The organism is Oceanibaculum sp., assembly GCF_022449305.1.
Lineage (GTDB): Bacteria > Pseudomonadota > Alphaproteobacteria > Oceanibaculales > Oceanibaculaceae > Oceanibaculum > Oceanibaculum indicum.
This window is the reverse complement of record NZ_JAKUSO010000003.1, coordinates 136,129-154,201: the sequence shown is the minus strand read 5'-3', so window position 1 is coordinate 154,201 and position 18,073 is coordinate 136,129. Positions and strand designations below refer to the sequence as shown.

The following is an 18,073-nucleotide window of genomic DNA, read 5'->3' as shown; positions in this document are numbered from 1 at the left end:
ACAGGAAACGAGACAGCCATGCGCCATCCCCTTCGATCCTTCGCCCCCGCCGTCACAGGCGCCCTTCTGGGCGCGCTCATCGGCGCGGTCGCCGTTCCGGCCCTGGCGCAACAGCCTGCCGCCTCCGGCGAGGCGGACCCGATTGTCGCCAGCGTCGATGGCACGAAGATCCGGCAGAGCGATATCGCCGCGCTGGTCGCGACCCTGCCGCAGCAGTACCGCGACATTCCGCTGCAGATGCTGTTTCCGGCCTTGCTGGAGCGCGCCATCGACGGCGAGCTGCTGCAGCGCGAGGCCAAGGCCGCCGGCATGGCCGAGAACCCGGAGGTGAAGCGCCGCGTCGAGCGCTATCGCGACCAGCTGATCCAGGAACAGTACCTGACCGAGAAGCTGGAAGCGGCGATCAGCGAGGACAAGGTCAAGGCGGAGTACGAAAAGCTGCGCGCCGAGATGCCGAAGGCCGAGGAAATCCGGGCCAGCCATATCCTGGTCTCGGACGAGGCGACGGCGAAGGACATCGTGCGCGAACTCGACAAGGGTGCCGACTTCGCGGCGCTGGCCAAGGAAAAGTCGATCGATCCCGGTGCCGCCAATGGCGGCGACCTCGGCTATTTCACTGCCGAGCAGATGGTGCCGGAATTCTCCGCCGCCGCCTTCGAGCTGGCGCCCGGCGCCTACAGCAAGGAGCCGGTGAAGTCGCAGTTCGGCTGGCATGTGATCAAGGTCGCCGACCGTCGCGACGTCGCCCCGCCCAGCCTGGAGCAGGCCAGCGAGCAAATTCGCGCTGAGCTGGCAGAGCAGGAAGCCCGCCGCATCCTGGCGGAACTGCGCGCCAAGGCGACCATCGAGCGGTTCAGCATGGACGGCCAGCCGCTGCCGCCGCAGCAGACCCAGCCGAAATAAGCAGCAGCTAGTTAGAGGGAGAGGATCATCGTGGCGCTGAAGGTTTCCCCCCTGGCCCCGGCCCATTTTCCGGACATGCCGTCAATTGCCGGCGTCACCCTGGCCTCTGCCGAGGCTGGCGTGCGCTACAAGGGTCGCACCGACGTGTTCCTGGCGGAGCTGGCGCCTGGCACCACGGTCGCGGGCACGCTGACCAAGTCGCTGACCGCCTCGGCGCCGGTCGAATGGTGCCGCGCCAATCTGGCGGACGGCAGGGGCCGCGCGGTGCTGGTGAATTCCGGCAACGCCAACGCCTTTACCGGCAAGAAGGGCCATGACGGCGCGGTCGCCACCGCGGAAGCGGCGGCCAAGGCGATCGGCTGCAAGCCGTCGGAAGTGTTCCTGGCCTCCACCGGCGTGATCGGCGAGCCGCTGCCGGCTGACAAGGTGGTGGCTGCCATCGGCACGCTGCGCGCGAACCTGAAGCCGGAAACCTGGCATGAATCGGCCAAGGCCATCATGACCACGGATACTTTCCCGAAAGGGGCCACGCGTACGGCCCGCATCGGCGACACGAAGGTTACGATCAACGGCATCTGCAAGGGCTCCGGCATGATCGCGCCGGATATGGCGACCATGCTGGGCTTCGTCTTCACCGATGCGGCCATCCCCGCCCCGGTGCTGCAGGAGATGCTGTCGCGCGGGACCGACAAGTCCTTCAACTGCATCACTGTGGACAGCGACACCTCGACCAGCGACACGGTGCTGCTGTTCGCCACCGGCAAGGCCTCCCACCCGCCGGTGGAGAGCGCCCGGGATGCGCATCTGAAGGAGTTCCGGGCGGCGCTGGAGGATCTGCTGACCGACCTTGCGGTCCAGATCGTGCGCGACGGCGAGGGCGCCAGCAAGCTGGTGACCATCGACGTGACCGGGGCGGCGTCCGCCAAGGCAGCCAAGCGCATCGGCCTTGCCATCGCCAATTCGCCGCTTGTGAAGACCGCCATCGCCGGCGAGGACGCCAACTGGGGACGTATCGTCATGGCGGTCGGCAAATCCGGCGAATGGGCCGACCGTGACCGGCTGGCGATCAAGATCGGCGGCGTCGAGGTGGCGAAGGAAGGGGCCGCCGTCGAAGGCTATGACGAGAGCCCGGTGGTCGCCCACATGAAGGGCCAGGACATCCAGATCGAGGTCGATATCGGCCTCGGCAAGGGCCGCGCCCGGGTGTGGACCTGCGATCTGACGCACGCCTATATCGACATCAATGGCTCCTACCGCAGCTGATCTCGACGATCTGTGCCCGTCCGGCCCCGCTACGCCCGTCGCCGCGGGGCCGAAACCGGTCGTGCTGGTGGTCGCCGGCGCCCTGGTCGATATCGACGGGCGGGTGCTGATCGCCAAACGCCCGGAAGGCAGGAAGATGGCCGGCCTGTGGGAGTTTCCCGGCGGCAAGGTGGAACCGGGGGAGACGCCGGAGGCCGCGCTGGTGCGCGAACTGCGCGAGGAGCTGGGCATCGACACTTCGGGCAGCTGCCTTGCCCCGCTGACCTTCGCCTCGCACGAATATGACGATTTCCACCTGCTGATGCCGCTCTATGTCTGTCGCCGCTGGCGCGGCCGTATCGCAGCCAAAGAACATAGTGAAATCAAATGGGTACGTCCCATGCAGATGGGCGCCTACCCGATGCCGCCGGCCGATGTGCCGCTGGTTTCCATGCTGCGCGACCTGCTGTAGCTGCAAGTTGCAGTTTCAGGCGTGTGGTTAACGATTCCTTAACTTCGATTGCAGTTGACGCCCTGTCCGGAGCCCGATAAGGCTGGCCGGGTGATGGCGATTTGCAGTTACCGGGCAGGAATAGGCCGGCAGACCGAATCGCTTCCGATTCGTTAGCGCGCGATTTCGAGACAGACAGAGAATGCCCGACAGCCTGATGTCCGCCCAGAGGCCCCTCCGGAAAGCCGCACCGCGCACCGGCGAACGCAGCCGCACCTATGCCATCCCGTGCAGCGCCGGTTTTCGCGATCAGGTGACGGAACTGGCACAGCAGCGCGGGGTCAGCATTGCCGACCTTGCGCGCGCCATTTTGCTGACCGTTCCGGAAGCGACCGTAAACGCCGCGCCCGATCCGGGCGAGCCGCCGGCCCATGAACGCGAGGAAGTGACCCTGTTGTCCGGGGCGTCCAAGGGACGCGTGCTGCGCCGGAAGCCGCGCCTGCAGGTTCGCCTGCAGCCCGGCCTGGCAGTGGTGCAGCTGCGCCGGGCGCTGGGTCTGGCCGTTGCCATGGCGCGCGGCGACCATGTGGTGGCGCTCGAAGCGCCCACCGCCAGAGGCAAGCAGGCCGACCGCATCAAGGCGCTGGAGGAGGAGCTGGAGCGGCTCCGCCTGATGCTCTCCGCCGTCGCCTTCGAACCGCTGAAGGACGGCGTGCGCACCCGCATGCAGGCGCTCTATGTGCTGGGCTTCCCGGCCGATGCGCAACCGGATGCCCGGGCGCTGAAGGCGCGCTATCGCATGCTGGCGATGATCTTCCACCCGGATTCGCCGCAGGGCGATACGCTGCGCATGGGGCAGCTGAATGCCGCCCGCGATCTCCTCAGGCTATAGACCGTCACGGAGCCGAGATGAGCTTTCTAGACCATGTCCAGCGCGTGAACCGCCACGATCTCTCCGGCTTCCGCCGCTTCCTGATCGGTGACGCCCATGCCGGCTATCTGCGGCACGCGATGGCCGAGCGGCTGAAGGCGCAGGCGGATACCTTCCAGGTCGATGCGAGCACGGTGCGCCTGTCACCGGCCCTGAGCCACCCGGAGGCCCGCACCGAGGCGGTAGACCGCGCTGTGCGGCAGCTGGTGGCGGAAGGGGCGGTCGCGAAAATCCGCTTCGAGCAATATCCGGTGCTGGAACGGCCGGGCGGACCGATTCTGATGCGAATCAATCGGGCGGCGGCGGCGCATTTCGGCATCATCTCCTTCGGCGTGCATCTCAACGGCTATGTCCGCAAGCCCGACGGCATCCACCTCTGGATCGGCCGCCGCGCCCGCGACAAGAGCGTCGCCCCTGGCAAGCTGGACAATATGGTGGCCGGCGGCATGGGCGACGGCTATGGCCCCGTCGAGACGCTGGTGAAGGAATGCGGGGAGGAAGCCGGCCTGCCCGAAGCCCTCGCCCGCCAGGCGCATCCGGTCGGCGCCATCACCTACATGATGGAGGTGGGGTCCGGCACGGCGCACGGCGCCGCCGCCGATATCGGCCAGGACGGGCTGCGCCGCGACGTGCTCTATTGTTTCGACCTCGAATTGCCGGCGGATTTCACCCCGGTCTGCCAGGATGGCGAGATCGAGGAATTCCAATTGCTGCCGATTGCCGAGGTGGCGCGCATCGTCGATACCAGCGACGATTTCAAGTTCAACTGCAACCTCGTCATCATCGACTTCCTGATCCGCCACGGCCTTATCGGGCCGGACCGGCCGGATTATCTGGACCTCGTTTCGGGCCTGCACCGGTAGGCGAATGATTCCTCTCCCCTTGCGGGAACCCTCCACCCATGTCCTTCGAGACGCACGCTCGTCGCGTGCTCCTCAGGACAAGGGGAGGATGGGAGTACAGTTGGTGCCACTTGGTGACCTCATGCTGAGGAGCCATCGCCAGTCAATCTGGTGATGGCGTCTCGAAGCATAGGGCGGGTTACGCCGCGCCCCTACCCCATCCCCACCATCGCGCGAACCTTAGCGGGTGAATGGCCGGCCTCACGCAGGGCGGCGATGGTCAGCGAGCGGTCCCGCTTGGCATAGCGCCGCCCGTCCGGCCCGGTCAGCAGCCGGTGATGCGCGTAGAGCGGCACCGGCAGATCGAACAGCGCCTGCAACAGCCGGTGGATGTGCGTCGCCTCGAACAGATCCATGCCGCGCGTCACCAGATTCACCCCCTGCAGCGCATCGTCCAGCGTGACGGAGAGATGGTAGGAGGTTGGCGTTTCCTTGCGCGCCAGCACCACATCGCCAAAGGCTTCCGGCGTCGCGCGGATGGTGCCCTTCTCCTCATCCTGCCAGTCAAGCGGCCCTGCCAACGCAACGGCCTGCGCCATGTCGAGCCGCAGCGCATGCGGCTCCCCGGCGGCGATGCGGGCCTCTCGTTCTGACGCCGGAATGGCGCGACAGATGCCGGGATAGACCGGGCCTTCAGGCCCATGCGGTGCATGCCCTGACCTGGCGATTTCCGCCTCAATATCGCTGCGCGTGCAGAAGCAGGGATAGAGCAGCCCCTTGCCCGCCAGCCGGTCCAGCGCCGCGCGGTACTCCCCCAGATACTCGGACTGGCGGCGCACCTCCCCGTCCCAGTCGATGCCAAGCCAGGCGAGATCTTCGAGGATCGCCTCCGCATGTTCCGGCCGGCAGCGGGTCGGGTCGATATCCTCGATACGCAGCAGGAAGCGCCCGCCAGCATCCCGCGCGCGGCGCCAGCCGACCAGCGCGGAATAGGCGGAGCCCAGATGCAGCAGGCCGGTCGGGCTGGGGGCGAAGCGGGTGACGATCATGCCGACAAAACTAGCCGGAACGATTTCGGCACCGAAGCGCTTTGTGCTAGGAGGGGGCATCTGGAACCAAGACAGTATGAGAGACACTCGATGCAGCTTTCCGGTCCCTCCCTTCCGTCCGCCGACGGCAAGCCCGCGCGCGGCCTCGTCATCTTGCTGCACGGGCTGGGGGCGGACGGCAATGACCTGATTGGCCTCGCCCCGCACTGGGCGCGGCTGCTGCCGCATGTCGCCTTCGTCTCGCCGAACGCGCCCTTTCCCTGCGACATGGCGCCTTATGGCTACCAGTGGTTCAGCCTGCAGGACCGCACGCCCGCGCGCGTCGTGGCCGGCGTGCGCGCCGCCTGGCCGATCCTCGACGCCTTTATCGACGAGCAGCTGGCCGCCCACAAGCTGACCGAGGACCGGCTGGCGCTGGTCGGCTTCAGCCAGGGCTGCATGATGAGCCTGTTCACCGCACCCCGCCGTAAACGCGCGGTGGCCGGCGTGGTCGGCTATTCTGGCCGGCTGATCGATGACGGCACGCTGACCGGCGAGATCGCCTCGCGTCCGCCGGTGCTGCTGGTGCACGGCACGGAAGACGCGATCGTGCCCTATGAGAGCCTCGCCTTGTCGCAGCAGGGGCTGGAATCGCTGGACGTGCCGGTGGAGACGCTGAGCTGCCCCGGCCTTGGCCATGGCATCGACCCGGCCGGGCTGGAAGCCGGTGGCGCCTTCCTCCAGCGCGTCCTGGCGGACTGAGGCGGCAGGAGCATCAGGATTCGCTGTTTATTGTCATTGTGTTACAAAATTCGGTAGGCACGTGAAACACAGCACCTAGTTGTTGTGTTTCCCCTTGCGGCAGGCTATCTAAATTACACTTCTCTGATCGCTGCGGTGCGTCAGGATCGCAGCAACCGGACGGGAGGGTGCCGTGACGTCGCTTGCGAACGACTGGCCTGCCTTGGTGCTGAACGCCGATTGCCGGCCGCTCAGCTATTATCCGCTGTCGCTGTGGAACTGGCAGGACACGGTGAAGGCGGTGTTCCTGGACCGGGTCAATATCCTCGCCCATTACGACCAGCTGGTGCGCTCCCCCACTTTCGAGATGCGGCTGCCCAGCGTGATCTCGCTGAAGCAGTATGTGCCCGCCGCACGGCGCCCCGCCTTCACCCGCTTCAACGTGTTCCTGCGCGACCGCTTCAGCTGCCAGTATTGCGGCGAGCTGTTCTCCACCCAGGAACTGACCTTCGACCATGTGATCCCGCGCTCGCGCGGCGGTCGCACCAGCTGGGAGAATGTCGTCACCGCCTGCGGGCCGTGCAACCTGTTCAAGGGCAACCGCATGCCGCGCGATATCGGCATGCTGCCGCTGGAACCGCCGCGCCAGCCGACAAGCTTCGAGCTGCAGCAGAATGGCCGCGGCTTCCCGCCCAACCATTTGCATCGCAGCTGGCAGGACTACCTCTACTGGGATACCGAGCTGGAAGAGGGCTGACCGCTCGCTCCTTCCACGATCCGCAGCCACGGCCAGCGCGCGCGGTAACTTTGCGCCTTGGCCCGGAAGGCGGTGCGATCCGGGCAGTTCGGATTATCCGCCAGCAGCCCCGCCTCCAGCTCCGCCGTGCCATAGGGCGCATGCAGGACCGGTCCCGCCGCGCCGGGCTGCAGCGCCAGACAGGTGCCGCGCACCGGAAACATCGCCACGCCATCAAGCGCGCTGTTGAGCGGTGCGATGGGCACGCCGAAGCGATCCCCGTACCAGAGATGCACCCGCGCCTGGTTCTTCACATCGATCTCGACAGCCAGGTCGGCAAACGCGTCCCGCACCCGGCTGATCGCCGCGTCCTCCGTCGCCCAGCCGGTATCGGCATCATCGAAATAGAAAATGTCGTAATCCTTGATACCGGCCTGCGGCGGGCGCCGGTCGAGGCCGTTCCACACGCTCTGCGCCAGCGCCCCAGCGACCAGGCAGGCTTGATACAGGTCCAGCGCCGGCAAGCGTTCCAGGATGGCCCGGTTCACCGGGTTCGCCAGCATCAGGGAAATCAGGCGGTCGCTCATGGCCGGATCAGCTCGCGGGCATCAGATGAATGCCCTCGGCCAGCAGGCTGACCGTGACCGGCGCGCCCGGCGCGAAACCGTTGCGCCGCGCAACATGCGAGGGCACGGAGAAATGCAGCGGATGCGTGGCGTCGTCGTCCGGGCGCAGCGTCAGATAGGTCAGCGGCCCGACATCCAGGCAGGTTTCCAGCGTGCCGGCGACCGGGTTCTCATGCTCGCCCCGCGACGGGCGGTCACGCCGGTGCGGCACCACGAAACCGTCCGGCACCACCCAGGATACAGAAGCACCCGGCGCAAAATCCGGATTATGCGCCGCCTCAAGACGCCTGCCGTTCCAGTCCAGCACCGTAAAGCCGCGCGCGGCCTCATGGCCCAGCACCGTGGCGGCGAACAGGTTGCGCAGATCGACCAGCCGGGCGACCTCCGCCGAGGCCGGACGCGTCGTGACCTCCAGCGGCGTGCCGGTCTGCAGGGTCCGCCCGCGATACAGCACTGCCATCCGGTCGGCCAGCATGATCGCCTCGTCAAGATCGTGCGTGACCAGCACGATGGGCATGGCAAGGCTGCGCCGAAGCTCTGCAATCTCGCGATAGAGCCGCTGGCGGGTTGCCTTGTCCACGGCGGAGAAGGGCTCGTCGAGCAGCAGCACTTGCGGATCGCGGGCCAGCGCGCGGGCAACGGCAACGCGCTGCTGCTGCCCGCCTGACAGTTCCGCCGGCCGCCGGCGTTCCAGCCCGCCCAGATGCACCATCTCCAGAAGCTCGGCCGCCTTCTCCGCCCGCTCCCCTGGCGCGCGATGACCCATCGCCGCCATGATGTTCTCCTGCGCATTCATGTGCGGGAACAGCGCGTAGCTCTGGAATACCATGCCGGCGGCACGGCGGTGCGGCGGCAGGCACAGGCCGGCGGCGCCGTCGAACCAGCGCGCGCCATTCACCGCGACATGGCCGCATTGCGGACGGTAGACTCCGGCGATGGCGCGCAGCACCGTCGATTTCCCGCTGCCGGACGGCCCGACCAGCGCCAGCAACTCGCCCGACGCGCAACGAAACTCTGCCGTCAGCGGGATCGGTCCCGGCTGGTGCAGGGAAACCTCCAGCCCCGCCCCAGCGCCCATTCCGACGTTCATCCCAGCCTCCGGCCGATGCGGCGCGAGAAGGCGAAGGTCAGCGCAATCACCACCAGCGACAGCGCCAGCAGCAGCGCCGACATCTGCCCGGCCGCCGCATCGTCGAAGGCCTGCACCCGGTCATAGATCGAGATGGCGATGGTCTTCGTCTCGCCAGGGATCGACCCGCCGACCATCAGCACGATGCCGAATTCGCCCAGCGTGTGCGCGAAGCTCAGTACCATCGCCGTCAGGATGCCCGGCCAAGCCAGCGGCAGTTCGACCCGCGCCAGCGCCCGCCACGGCGTCATGCCGCAGCAGGCTGCGGCCTCCCGCACTTCCGGCGGGATGGCCTCAAAACCGCGCTGCATCGGCTGAATCGCAAAGGGCAGGTTGAAGATGATGGAGGCTAGCAACAGCCCCTCGAAAGTGAAGACGAGCTGGCTGCCGAACAGGCTTTCCCACAGCTGGCCCAGCGGCGAGGCGGCGCCAAAGGCGACCAGCAGGTAATAGCCGAACACCGTCGGCGGCAGCACCAGCGGCAGCGCCACCAGCGCTTCGACCAGCCCCTTGCCCCTGAAGTCCCGGTAAGCGAGTAACCGGCCCAGCGCGATGCCGATGGGCAGCAGGAACAGGACCGTGATCGCCGCCAGTTTCAGCGACAGCCCTAGAGCGGTCCAGTCCATGCAAAGCCCCCGCTTCCGGTTTACCCGTACGCCCGTCTTAGCCCGATTCGCCGGGCAGCAGGAACCCGTATTTGCGGAAGATGGCCCGCGCCGGTGGCGTCTGCAGATAGGCATAGAACCGTTCCGCTGCGGGGCCGGCCTTTTTCGTCAGCGCCATGCGCTGGCGCAGCGGCGAGTGATACTCCTGCGGGACCAGCGCGTAAGCCCCAGCCTGCCGGGCCTGTGGCGTCAGCGCCAGCGCATAGGCGACGAGGCCACCCTGTGCATTGCCCGACAGGGCGAACTGCGCTGCCTGGGAAATATTCTCGCCATAGACCAGCTTCGGCTCTATGGCCTGCCAGAGCCCCTTGTGACGCAGTGCCTCGACGGCGCGTTGGCCATAGGGCGCATGCTCCGGATTGGCGATGGCGAAGCGGGTCAGCCGCCCATCCGCCAGGGCGGCTGCAAGGTCCTGCAACGTGCCGTCGGCTTTCAGCGGCGAATTTTTCGGTGTCACGATGGCCAGGCGGCCGATTGCATAGACAATGCCCTCGTCGCGGGTGAAGCCGTCGCGGGCGAGGTCGAGCACGTAATCCTCGTCCGCCGACAGGAAGAGTTCGAAGGGTGCCCCCTGGCGGATCTGCCGGGAGGCATTGCCGGACGACCCCATCGCCAGCCGCACCGCCTGACCGGTCTCGGCGCGGAAGGCCTCTGCCAGTTCCTCAATGGCGAACTGCAGATTGTTTGCCGAGGCGATCACCGGAGGTGCCGTAACTGGTGCTGTGCCGGACTGTGCCAGGCTGACAGCGGGGAGCATCACCAGCGCCAACAGGGAACAGACCAAACGGAAAAGAGAGACCATCCTGTGCATCCCATCGATATGCTCAATTGGATATATCGATATCCTGACGCGATCTTCCGGGCAGCACAACGATATTTTCAGCCGGATATATCGCTCTCGGACGCAAGCTCGTTCGACAAGGCATCCTCGAGCTCACCCAGAGAGGCGCTGGCAGTCGTGGACGCCCCAGCCTCAATCCCGCGATACAGCGCGACAACGCGCTGGCCGAGCGGCGTCAGCACAGCGCCGCCGCCGCCGGAGCCACCATGCTGGGTCTCGATCAGCGGTTCCCGGAACATCCGGTTCAGCGTATCGACCAGCAGCCAGGCCCGGCGGTAGGACATCTTCATGGCCCGGCCGGCCGCGGTGATCGACCCCTTCTCGCCAATCAGCTCCATCAGCCGGATCTTCCCTGGGCCCAGGGCGCCGTGCGCGCCGAAATCGACGCGAATCGTCAGCCGCGTCTCGCTGTCGCCGCCCCGCCGCTGCGGCGGCTGGCGGGTAACCCCCACGGCCTTCATGCTCGTCCCCGGAAAACACTTGAACGCATGGCGCCACTATAGCGGCAAGCCGGCCAGCGGGGACATCCCGTTCGGGGGTGATACGAATCTGTATCGCCCGATCATGTCATTTCGTATTATTCTAATCCGCATGGAATGGAGCGATCTGAAAGTCTTTCTGGCAGTAGCACGCGGCGGCAGCCTGCGGGCGGCGGCGCGTGAGCTGGCGCTGACCCAGCCGACAGTGCTGCGCCGGCTGCGCACGCTGGAAGCAGATCTTGATGTGCTGCTGTTCGAGCGCACGCCCGACGGCCACCTGCTGACCGACGCCGGGCGCGATCTGATGCCGCTGGCCGAGAGCATGGCCGAGACCGCCGCCGCCATCGACCGGCGCCGCGCCGCCTATGCCGAGGACACGGCAGGAATCGTGAAGATCTATGCCGGCGAATGGGGAGCCGCCTTCCTGGCCGAGCGGATGGGCGACTTCGCGCGCAACAACCCAGCGATCATCCTGGAACTGTCGGAAACCCACAGCGACCCCGATCTTGCCCGGCGCGAGGCCGACCTGATGGTCCGCCACGGCCTGCCGGAACGCGGCGACCTGCTGGCTGTTGGCCTTGGCACCATGCAGGGCACGCTCTATGCCGCCCGCGACTATGCCGACGCCAACCCGGAAGCGCTGGACGAACGGCGCTGGAAAAGCTGCAATTTCGTCTCCTTCGACGCACCGCACGAATATTTCAGCACCATGGCCTGGCTGACCGGCAAGCTGGGCGAGCGCAGCGCCCAGGTACGTGCCTCCCGTATCCATCTTCAGCATGCCGCGATCCGCGCCGGGGCCGGCGTCGGTATCCTACCCTGCTTCCTGGGCGATATCGACGACCGGCTGGTGCGCGTATCGCCCGAGCCCATTCCGGCCCTCGCCGCCGATTTCTGGCTGCTGGTGCATCCCGATCTGCGGCCGCTGCCGCGCATCCGCACGGTCATCGACTGGATGCAGAAGGAATTCCGGCGCTGCGCACCCGCCCTGAACGGCGCACCGCAGCAAACGACCCGACCATTGGCCGCCGAATAAAGGAATCGGCGACGACGGACGGAGCGATTCGTCTGGAAAGGCTGGCAAGAGCGCCTATATCAGGGAAAGCAAACGGAAAGGCTTTCCATGGCACGCAAGACAGACATCGAAGGCCGGGCAATCGAAGCGGCGATGGCGCTCGCGGAAGAGCAGGGCTGGGAAAAGACCAGCTATGCCGAGATCGCGGCCAAGGCCGGGCTGAAGATCGCCGAACTCTACCCTGTCTTCGCCTCCAAGACCGCGATCCTCGTCGCCTTCTCCCGGCGCATCGACGAAAAAGTGCTGGCCGGCACCGACCCGGAAGATGCGGAGGAGCCGGTGCGCGATCGGCTGCTGGACGTCCTGATGCGCCGTTTCGAGGCACTGCGCCCGCAGCGCGAGGCGATTGCTGCCATCGTGAAGGATTTGCCGCGCGATCCCGTCACCGCGGCCTGCCTCGCCCAGCAGGCGACAATGTCGATGCGCTGGATGCTGCGCGCCGCCGGCCTGGACGATCACGGGCTGAAGGGCATGCTCCGGGTGCGGGCGCTGGCCGGCCTCTATGCGCTGTCCCTGCGGGTCTGGCTGAACGATGACAGCCCGGATCTAAGCAAGACCGCTGCCAGCCTGGACAAGAATCTTAGCCGCCTGGAAGGCTGGACAGGCGGAATCGGTCGCTAGAAAACATGGTTAAGCAAACCTTGTTTCGTTTATGTTGCAATGCACACATAATATTGACGTGAATAAGCGTTAACTGTAGCTTCCGGCGCATCTTGCATTGCAGCAATCGGCTGACACAAACAAGCAACGGAGAATGCAACATGGCCGCCAAAAGCGCGTACCCGTCCTTCCCCGAGATGGATTTCACCAAATTCTTCGCCGACTTCCGCATGCCGGGCGTTGACGTGAACACCCTGCTGTCGGCCCAGCGCCGCAACATGGAAGCGCTGACCAACGCCAACCGCGTGGCTTTCGAGGGCATGCAGGCTGTCGCACAGCGTCAGGCGGAAATCCTGCGCCAGTCGATGGAGGAAGCGACCAAGGTTGCCTCCGACCTGATGGCCAATGGCACGCCGGAGCAGCGCATCGCCAAGCAGACCGAGGTCATGAAGGTCGCCATGGAAAAGGCCCTGGCCAACATGCGCGAGCTGTCGGAGATGGTTTCGAAGTCGAACAGCGAGGCGGTCAACCTCATCAACCAGCGCATGACCGAAAGCCTGGATGAGGTGAAGAAGGCCATCGACGCGGCTGCGAAGAAGTAACCGGACCCCATACCCGGCCTTTTTGAGACCGGGGCCGGCTTGCGCACAGGCGCAGGCCGGCCCTTCTCTTTTGCCGCCACGGCGCCGATACTGCCCTTGTTCTTGCAGCAATCACAGTGAAGCAGACCGAATCCATGAGCACGATTTCCTTCGACGATTTTCTGAAAGTCGATATCCGCGTCGGCACCGTGATCGAGGTCTCGCCCTTCCCCGAGGCGCGCAAGCCAGCCTTCAAGATGAAGGTCGACTTCGGACCGGAAATCGGCGTGCGCAAGACCTCCGCGCAGGTGACGGTGCGCTACACGATGTCGGAGTTGCTGGGCCGCAAGGTCGCCGCCGTGGTTAATTTTCCGGCCAAGCAGATCGGCCCTTTCCTGTCGGAATGCCTGGTGCTGGGCTTCCCCGACGCGCAGGGCGCGGTCGTTCTGGTCGATGTGGACCGCGCCGTCCCGAATGGCGGGCGCCTGCATTAAGGGGTTTTAGCCGCCACGGGCACTTTCCGGCCGGCACAAAAGGTCCATTTAACTAAAATTCAATATATCTGCCGGATAGTGCGGTGAAATTTAGCCGTTTACCCCCAAGGGAACTCTGTATGGGGACGCACCCGAACCTCAAGGCGCTCGATGAAGCGCTCGCCCAGTCACAGGCACAGAATGTGCGCGAGTTTCTGGGTTATTTCCGGAAGCTGCACCCGCAGGACCGGCTGCCGGGGCGCGATGCCTTCGACCCGATCGAACTGCCGCGCCTGCTGCCCGACATCGTGCTGGCCAAAGTGGTGCCCAGTGACACGCCGGATATGAAGTACCGCTTTCTGGTGAAGGTGGCTGGTGACACAGTCCTGAAATCCGTAGACCGCCCGATCATCGGCCGCTATCTGGACGAGTTCGTCACGGCGGAAGACCCATCGCCGCGCTATCCCATTGCCGACAGGGAACAGGTGGTTGAGACGGGCTGCCTGGTGTTCCGGCGCGGCAAGCCGAGGCTGAAATTCCGGCTGGACTTCTCCAGCATTGAGGTCTGCCACTTCCCGCTCGCCAGCGATGGCCGCACGGTCGATCACGTCATCAGCATCATCGTCTATGAGGCGCTGGACCGGGACGCTTTTTCCGGAAAATGAGCAGCTTCAGAAACCGGTGAACACGAAATCACCGATATCGAGTGCCGTGACGCCCAGTACCGTGACCGTCGCGCCGCCCACCTGGAAGGCCACCCCGCCCGATACACTGTCCTGCAGGGCAAGCGCCGATTCGACTTGCGCCTGGCCGATACCCTCCAGCCCGATGACATCGGTGCCGCGCACGAAGTCGGTGACGGTAGGATTCAGCAGCGCACCCGGAAAATTTGGATCGTAGCCGCGCAGCACGAACAGGTCCGCCCCATTGCCGCCGGTCAGCGTGTCCTGCCCCAGCCCGGCATAGAGCGTGTCATCGCCGGCACCACCGACCAGCGAATCGAAGCCCTTGCCGCCGCGCAGCACATCGTCGCCAGCGCCGCCGATCAGCGTATCGCCGCCGCGCTGGCCATTCGCCACATTGTCACCACCGCCCAGCAGGTCGATGTAGTCGTGGCTCGCACTGCCCTGAACACTGTCATTGCCAGTCCCGCCGATCAGGGTCGCCTGCCCTTCCCCGCCAATCAGCGTGTCGTTGCCGCCACCGCCAAACAACAATGCTCCGGATGTTTCCGCCACCATACGGTCGTCAAGCGCGGTACCGTACCGATGATGCGCCACACCACCCAAGAGGCTGTCATTCTGCAGTCCCCAGAAGATGATATCGTCATAATTCAGGGCGATGCTCGACGCGACTTTCGAGGTTCCGACCGACCCGAAATGAATGGCGCCGACCTGATAAATTCCACTTTCCTGATACCAGTAAGGCGCACCGCTGTGGCCGCCCAACGTCTCGAATCCGTTCACTTCCGTAATGTCGTCCATCGACAAAAGAGAATCGCGAAAGATGGCAAAAGCGGTCTGCTCCGTCATCACCCGCCCTTCCTGGCCTGGATACCCCGTCATCGTCACGAAACGATCCAGCGGCGCAGCATTGACAGCGAGACTTCCGGTAATTGCGGCAATGTTGGTGGAGAGTCCGATGACGGCGACATCCCGTGAGATCTCCACGGCTTCCGTAATGACGCCGTTCGACGTGAAGTTCACGCCGGCAAAGGTGTCGAACGGATTTCCGGCCGCGTTCATCCCAGGAATGATAGTCACGCTGGTGGCTGGCCCGAAAGTCGCACTATTCAAGACATGGCTTGCTGTCAGCACGTCATTCGTGCCGATCACCACCCCGCTGCCGCGTGTCTTCGTCGTCGTATCAGCATAACCGACTTCGATATAAACCATTGCCCGATATGGGAAAACTGTACTGTCGGCAACAAGGCTGTACATTATCTTCTCCAGGACACGGCCCTATCCTGAGCGCCGCACAACCCAAATTACATCGCTTTTTATGTTTTTACAGGGGCCGATCACACTGGCAGCAGGATTGTGGCGCGTAGGCCGCCCTGCGGCGCGTCGCCCAGCACCAGCTCGCCGCCATGGCCCAGAACGATGTCGCGGGCGATGGTGAGGCCAAGGCCGACACCGCCGGTCATCGGATTGCGTGATCCTTCCAAGCGGAAGAACGGCTTGAACACCTCCGCCCGCTTTTCCGGCGGAATGCCGGGGCCGTCATCGTCTATGGCGATCTCGACATGGCCATCCATCTGCCGGGCCGACACCTCCACCGCCTTGCCATAGCGGCAGGCATTCTGCACCAGGTTGGTCAGCGCCCGCTTGAAGGCGTTGGGCCGCAGCGTCAGTGTCAGCGGCTCCTCCGAGCGCAGTACGACGCGCCGGCCGCCGCGCCGTGCATCGTTTGTCACCTCGCGCAGCAGCCGGTCGAGATCGACAGGCTGTGCCTGCTCCGTCCCCTCGCCGCGCGCGAAGGCGAGATAGCCCTCCAGCATCTGCTCCATCTCGGCGATGTCCTGGCGCAGCGCCTCGGCGTCCTCGCCCCCCGGCATCATGGCGAGCTGCAGGCGCATGCGCGTCAGCGGCGTGCGCAGATCGTGCGACACGCCGGCCAGCATCTCGGTGCGCTGGCTGATCTGGCGCTGGATGCGGTCGCGCATGCGGATGAAGGCGCTGGCGGCCAGCCTTACCTCCACCGCCCCTTCCGGCTTGAAGCCGGGCGCGTCGCTGCCCTTGCCGAAACTGTCGGCGGCAGCGGCCAGCCGCCGGATCGGGCGGATCTGGTTGCGCATGAAGACCACGGCGACGGCGAACAGGATCAGCGAGCTGCCGACCATCCACATGAGGAAGACATAGGTGGTGGAGCTGAACAGCCGGTCGCGCGTGGTGGTGAAATCCAGCACGCCATTGGGCAGCTGTACGCTGATCTTCACATGACGTTCGATCGACCGCGCATCCAGCCGATGCGGGAATTTCACCCGCTGGTTCAGCTCGCGGGTCAGCTTCTCCTCCAGCAACCCGCTCGGCACGAGGGTCTCATTCGGCAGGATGTCGCCCGGACGGTAGGTCAGCTCGGCCCAGAAATGCCGACGCGACATCTCGAAGATCGGCTCGTTGCCCTCGATGCTGGGCTCCTCGGCCAGCAGTTCCACCACGAAGGCCAGCTCGCCGGCCACCGCACCGGACAGCCGCCTGGTGATGAGGTCCCAGTGCCGGTCATAGAAGACATAGGTGGAAATGACCTGCACCAGGATCATCGGCGTGACGATGATCATCAGCGACCGGCCGAACAGGCTGCGCGGCAGGAAGCGCTTGATGAACGGGGTCAGGCGGGCCATCGCGGCCTCAGTCCGGCAGCAGCGCGTAGCCCTTGCCGCGCACCGTCTGCAGATAGCGTGGAAAGCGCGGGTCGGGTTCGATCTTGCGGCGCAGCCTTGTGACCTGCACATCCACCGTGCGCGGATTGCCGGTCAGGTCGAGGCGCTGCGCCAGATCGTCGCGGGTCAGCGTGGCGCCGGGGTTTTCCGCCAGCGCGCGCAGCAGCGCTGCCTCCGCCTCGGTCAGCCGGACGGTGCGGCCCGGGCCGCGCAGTTCCAGCCGTTCGGCATCGAACAGCAACCCGCCGAGCAGAACCGGAGCGCCTACCGCCCGCGCCGGGGCGGCGCCATTGACGCGGCGCAGGATGGTGCGGATGCGCAGCAGCAGCTCGCGCGGCTCGAACGGCTTGGTCAGGTAATCGTCGGCGCCGCGCTCCAGCCCGTGAATGCGGTCCTCGGCCTCTGCCATCGCGGTCAGCATCAGAATCGGAACTGCCCCTGTCTGCGCGTCGGCGCGCCGCAGATCCTGGGTCAGGTCCAGCCCGCTCTCGCCCGGCATCATCACATCCAGCACCAGCAGGTCGAAGGAGAAGCTCTCCAGCTTCGCGCGTGCCTCCGCCGCGTCGGCGGCGGTGCTGACCAGGAAGCCGTTCTCGCTCAGATAGCGGCGCAGCAGGTCACGGAGCCGCCCATCATCATCCACCACCAGGATATGCGGCGGCGCGGCGCTCATCTTCCGTCGCGCCCGCGCACGGCCTGGCCGGCGGCAACCCGACCGCCTGAAGCGCCTGCCGCCTCCTGGCCCTGCGGACGGCCCGCCCTGATGAAGCGGCGCTGGTCGCTTTCGTCGATCATGCCGAGCAGCACCTTGCAGAACCCCTCCACTGCCTCGGCGCTGGCCGCCTTGTAGGCCCCGGCGATCCGGGTCAGCTGGTTGGCGGTCAGCGCCTGCTCCAGCGCCACGCCCTTCTCGGTCAGGTGCAGCGGCTTCTGCCGCCGGTCGGTGCGGCCCTGGCGCTGCTCGATATAGGCCTCGCGCACCAGCTGGCTCAGCACCCGGCTGAGACTTTGCTTGGTGATCTTCAGGATGCGCAGCAGGTCGGTGACGGTGATGCCCGGATGCCGCCCGACGAAATAGATGACGCGGTGATGGGCCCGGCCCATGCCGAGTTCGGCGAGCATGCTGTCCGGCTCGGCGGTGAAGTCGCGATAGGCGAAGAACAGCAGCTCGATCCCCTGGCGCAACTCCTCCTCGCGGAGGAACAGGGGGTTTGCGCGGGTTTTTATGTCAACCATATTGACGTATATCGAACAGAATGTTATTACCCGACTCATGATTTGGGTAATTATCTAACCCTAGAAACGCCAAATCAAATATCTTGTAACCCCTGGGCAGGAATCGCATAGA

Annotated in this window: 22 protein-coding genes; 12 read left to right on the top strand and 10 right to left on the bottom strand. The window is 65.6% G+C overall.

Annotation, left to right across the window (positions count from 1 at the left end):
- Positions 1 to 18: 18 nt before the first annotated feature.
- From MK313_RS02270 to MK313_RS02250, 5 genes are all read left to right on the top strand, one after another.
- Entirely contained in the window at positions 19 to 903 is an 885-nt protein-coding gene (locus tag MK313_RS02270; protein ID WP_121221112.1) for a peptidylprolyl isomerase, read from the top strand.
- 30 nt (positions 904 to 933) lie between these two features.
- Positions 934 to 2,166, top strand: a complete 1,233-nt coding sequence (gene argJ, locus MK313_RS02265; RefSeq protein ID WP_287779957.1) for a bifunctional glutamate N-acetyltransferase/amino-acid acetyltransferase ArgJ — start codon at positions 934 to 936, stop codon at positions 2,164 to 2,166.
- Complete coding sequence (gene mutT / locus MK313_RS02260; protein WP_287779956.1) at positions 2,147 to 2,617, top strand: 8-oxo-dGTP diphosphatase MutT; 471 nt, start codon at positions 2,147 to 2,149, stop codon at positions 2,615 to 2,617. The genes argJ and mutT overlap by 20 nt, the downstream gene beginning before the upstream one ends.
- A 181-nt stretch (positions 2,618 to 2,798) precedes the next feature.
- On the top strand, positions 2,799 to 3,488 hold the full coding sequence (locus MK313_RS02255; protein ID WP_287779955.1) for a J domain-containing protein: 690 nt from the start codon (positions 2,799 to 2,801) through the stop codon (positions 3,486 to 3,488).
- Positions 3,489 to 3,505: 17 nt separating this feature from the next.
- Positions 3,506 to 4,390 carry a DUF4743 domain-containing protein gene (locus MK313_RS02250; RefSeq protein WP_287779954.1) on the top strand — a complete coding sequence of 295 codons (885 nt, stop codon included), beginning with the start codon at positions 3,506 to 3,508 and terminating at the stop codon, positions 4,388 to 4,390.
- A 191-nt stretch (positions 4,391 to 4,581) separates the two neighbouring features.
- On the opposite strand, the gene gluQRS is transcribed toward MK313_RS02250, so the two are convergent.
- Positions 4,582 to 5,418: a tRNA glutamyl-Q(34) synthetase GluQRS gene (gluQRS, locus tag MK313_RS02245; protein WP_287779953.1), complete on the bottom strand. Its 837-nt coding sequence runs from the start codon at positions 5,416 to 5,418 to the stop codon at positions 4,582 to 4,584.
- A 90-nt stretch (positions 5,419 to 5,508) separates the two neighbouring features.
- On the opposite strand from gluQRS, the gene MK313_RS02240 reads away from it, so the two are divergent.
- Together MK313_RS02240 and MK313_RS02235 are read left to right on the top strand one after the other, a co-directional pair.
- Positions 5,509 to 6,159, top strand: a complete 651-nt coding sequence (locus MK313_RS02240; RefSeq protein ID WP_287779952.1) for an alpha/beta hydrolase — start codon at positions 5,509 to 5,511, stop codon at positions 6,157 to 6,159.
- A gap of 172 nt (positions 6,160 to 6,331) precedes the next feature.
- Positions 6,332 to 6,895: an HNH endonuclease gene (locus MK313_RS02235; RefSeq protein WP_008946022.1), complete on the top strand. Its 564-nt coding sequence runs from the start codon at positions 6,332 to 6,334 to the stop codon at positions 6,893 to 6,895.
- On the opposite strand, the gene MK313_RS02230 is transcribed toward MK313_RS02235, so the two are convergent.
- From MK313_RS02230 to MK313_RS02210, 5 genes are all read right to left on the bottom strand, one after another.
- On the bottom strand, positions 6,865 to 7,461 hold the full coding sequence (locus MK313_RS02230; protein WP_287779951.1) for a nucleotidyltransferase family protein: 597 nt from the start codon (positions 7,459 to 7,461) through the stop codon (positions 6,865 to 6,867). The genes MK313_RS02235 and MK313_RS02230 overlap by 31 nt on opposite strands.
- A gap of 7 nt (positions 7,462 to 7,468) precedes the next feature.
- Entirely contained in the window at positions 7,469 to 8,590 is a 1,122-nt protein-coding gene (locus MK313_RS02225; RefSeq protein WP_287779950.1) for an ABC transporter ATP-binding protein, read from the bottom strand.
- Positions 8,587 to 9,255 (bottom strand): molybdate ABC transporter permease subunit, encoded by a 669-nt coding sequence (gene modB, locus MK313_RS02220; protein ID WP_287779949.1) that lies wholly within the window; start codon positions 9,253 to 9,255, stop codon positions 8,587 to 8,589. The genes MK313_RS02225 and modB overlap by 4 nt, the downstream gene beginning before the upstream one ends.
- 37 nt (positions 9,256 to 9,292) lie before the next feature.
- The gene (gene modA, locus MK313_RS02215; protein WP_287779948.1) at positions 9,293 to 10,096 is read right to left on the bottom strand and encodes a molybdate ABC transporter substrate-binding protein; all 804 of its coding nucleotides are present in this window, start codon (positions 10,094 to 10,096) and stop codon (positions 9,293 to 9,295) included.
- Positions 10,097 to 10,173: 77 nt separating this feature from the next.
- The gene (locus tag MK313_RS02210) at positions 10,174 to 10,596 is read right to left on the bottom strand and encodes a winged helix-turn-helix domain-containing protein (protein ID WP_287779947.1); all 423 of its coding nucleotides are present in this window, start codon (positions 10,594 to 10,596) and stop codon (positions 10,174 to 10,176) included.
- A 130-nt stretch (positions 10,597 to 10,726) separates the two neighbouring features.
- Here MK313_RS02210 and MK313_RS02205 point away from each other — a divergent pair, with 130 nt between their 5' ends.
- The 5 genes from MK313_RS02205 to MK313_RS02185 all read left to right on the top strand — a co-directional run bounded on the left by MK313_RS02205 (position 10,727) and on the right by MK313_RS02185 (position 14,008).
- Complete coding sequence (locus MK313_RS02205; protein ID WP_183077992.1) at positions 10,727 to 11,650, top strand: LysR family transcriptional regulator; 924 nt, start codon at positions 10,727 to 10,729, stop codon at positions 11,648 to 11,650.
- Between the two features lie 87 nt (positions 11,651 to 11,737).
- On the top strand, positions 11,738 to 12,310 hold the full coding sequence (locus tag MK313_RS02200) for a TetR/AcrR family transcriptional regulator (protein ID WP_287779946.1): 573 nt from the start codon (positions 11,738 to 11,740) through the stop codon (positions 12,308 to 12,310).
- 140 nt (positions 12,311 to 12,450) lie between these two features.
- The gene (locus MK313_RS02195; protein ID WP_008946014.1) at positions 12,451 to 12,891 is read left to right on the top strand and encodes a phasin family protein; all 441 of its coding nucleotides are present in this window, start codon (positions 12,451 to 12,453) and stop codon (positions 12,889 to 12,891) included.
- A gap of 134 nt (positions 12,892 to 13,025) precedes the next feature.
- Entirely contained in the window at positions 13,026 to 13,364 is a 339-nt protein-coding gene (locus tag MK313_RS02190) for a tRNA-binding protein (protein ID WP_008946013.1), read from the top strand.
- Between the two features lie 119 nt (positions 13,365 to 13,483).
- A complete protein-coding gene (locus MK313_RS02185) occupies positions 13,484 to 14,008 on the top strand; it encodes a hypothetical protein (protein WP_287779945.1) in 525 nt (174 codons plus the stop codon).
- Between the two features lie 6 nt (positions 14,009 to 14,014).
- Here the strand turns inward: MK313_RS02185 and MK313_RS02180 are convergent, their stop codons facing one another.
- The 4 genes from MK313_RS02180 to MK313_RS02165 all read right to left on the bottom strand — a co-directional run bounded on the left by MK313_RS02180 (position 14,015) and on the right by MK313_RS02165 (position 17,961).
- Positions 14,015 to 15,283, bottom strand: coding sequence for a hypothetical protein (locus MK313_RS02180; protein ID WP_121221138.1), 1,269 nt, complete (start codon positions 15,281 to 15,283; stop codon positions 14,015 to 14,017).
- 80 nt (positions 15,284 to 15,363) lie between these two features.
- Positions 15,364 to 16,686 carry an ATP-binding protein gene (locus MK313_RS02175; RefSeq protein ID WP_287779944.1) on the bottom strand — a complete coding sequence of 441 codons (1,323 nt, stop codon included), beginning with the start codon at positions 16,684 to 16,686 and terminating at the stop codon, positions 15,364 to 15,366.
- A 7-nt stretch (positions 16,687 to 16,693) separates the two neighbouring features.
- Entirely contained in the window at positions 16,694 to 17,398 is a 705-nt protein-coding gene (locus MK313_RS02170) for a response regulator (protein WP_008946009.1), read from the bottom strand.
- The gene (locus MK313_RS02165) at positions 17,395 to 17,961 is read right to left on the bottom strand and encodes a MarR family winged helix-turn-helix transcriptional regulator (protein WP_121221144.1); all 567 of its coding nucleotides are present in this window, start codon (positions 17,959 to 17,961) and stop codon (positions 17,395 to 17,397) included. The genes MK313_RS02170 and MK313_RS02165 overlap by 4 nt, the downstream gene beginning before the upstream one ends.
- Positions 17,962 to 18,073 lie beyond the last annotated feature (112 nt).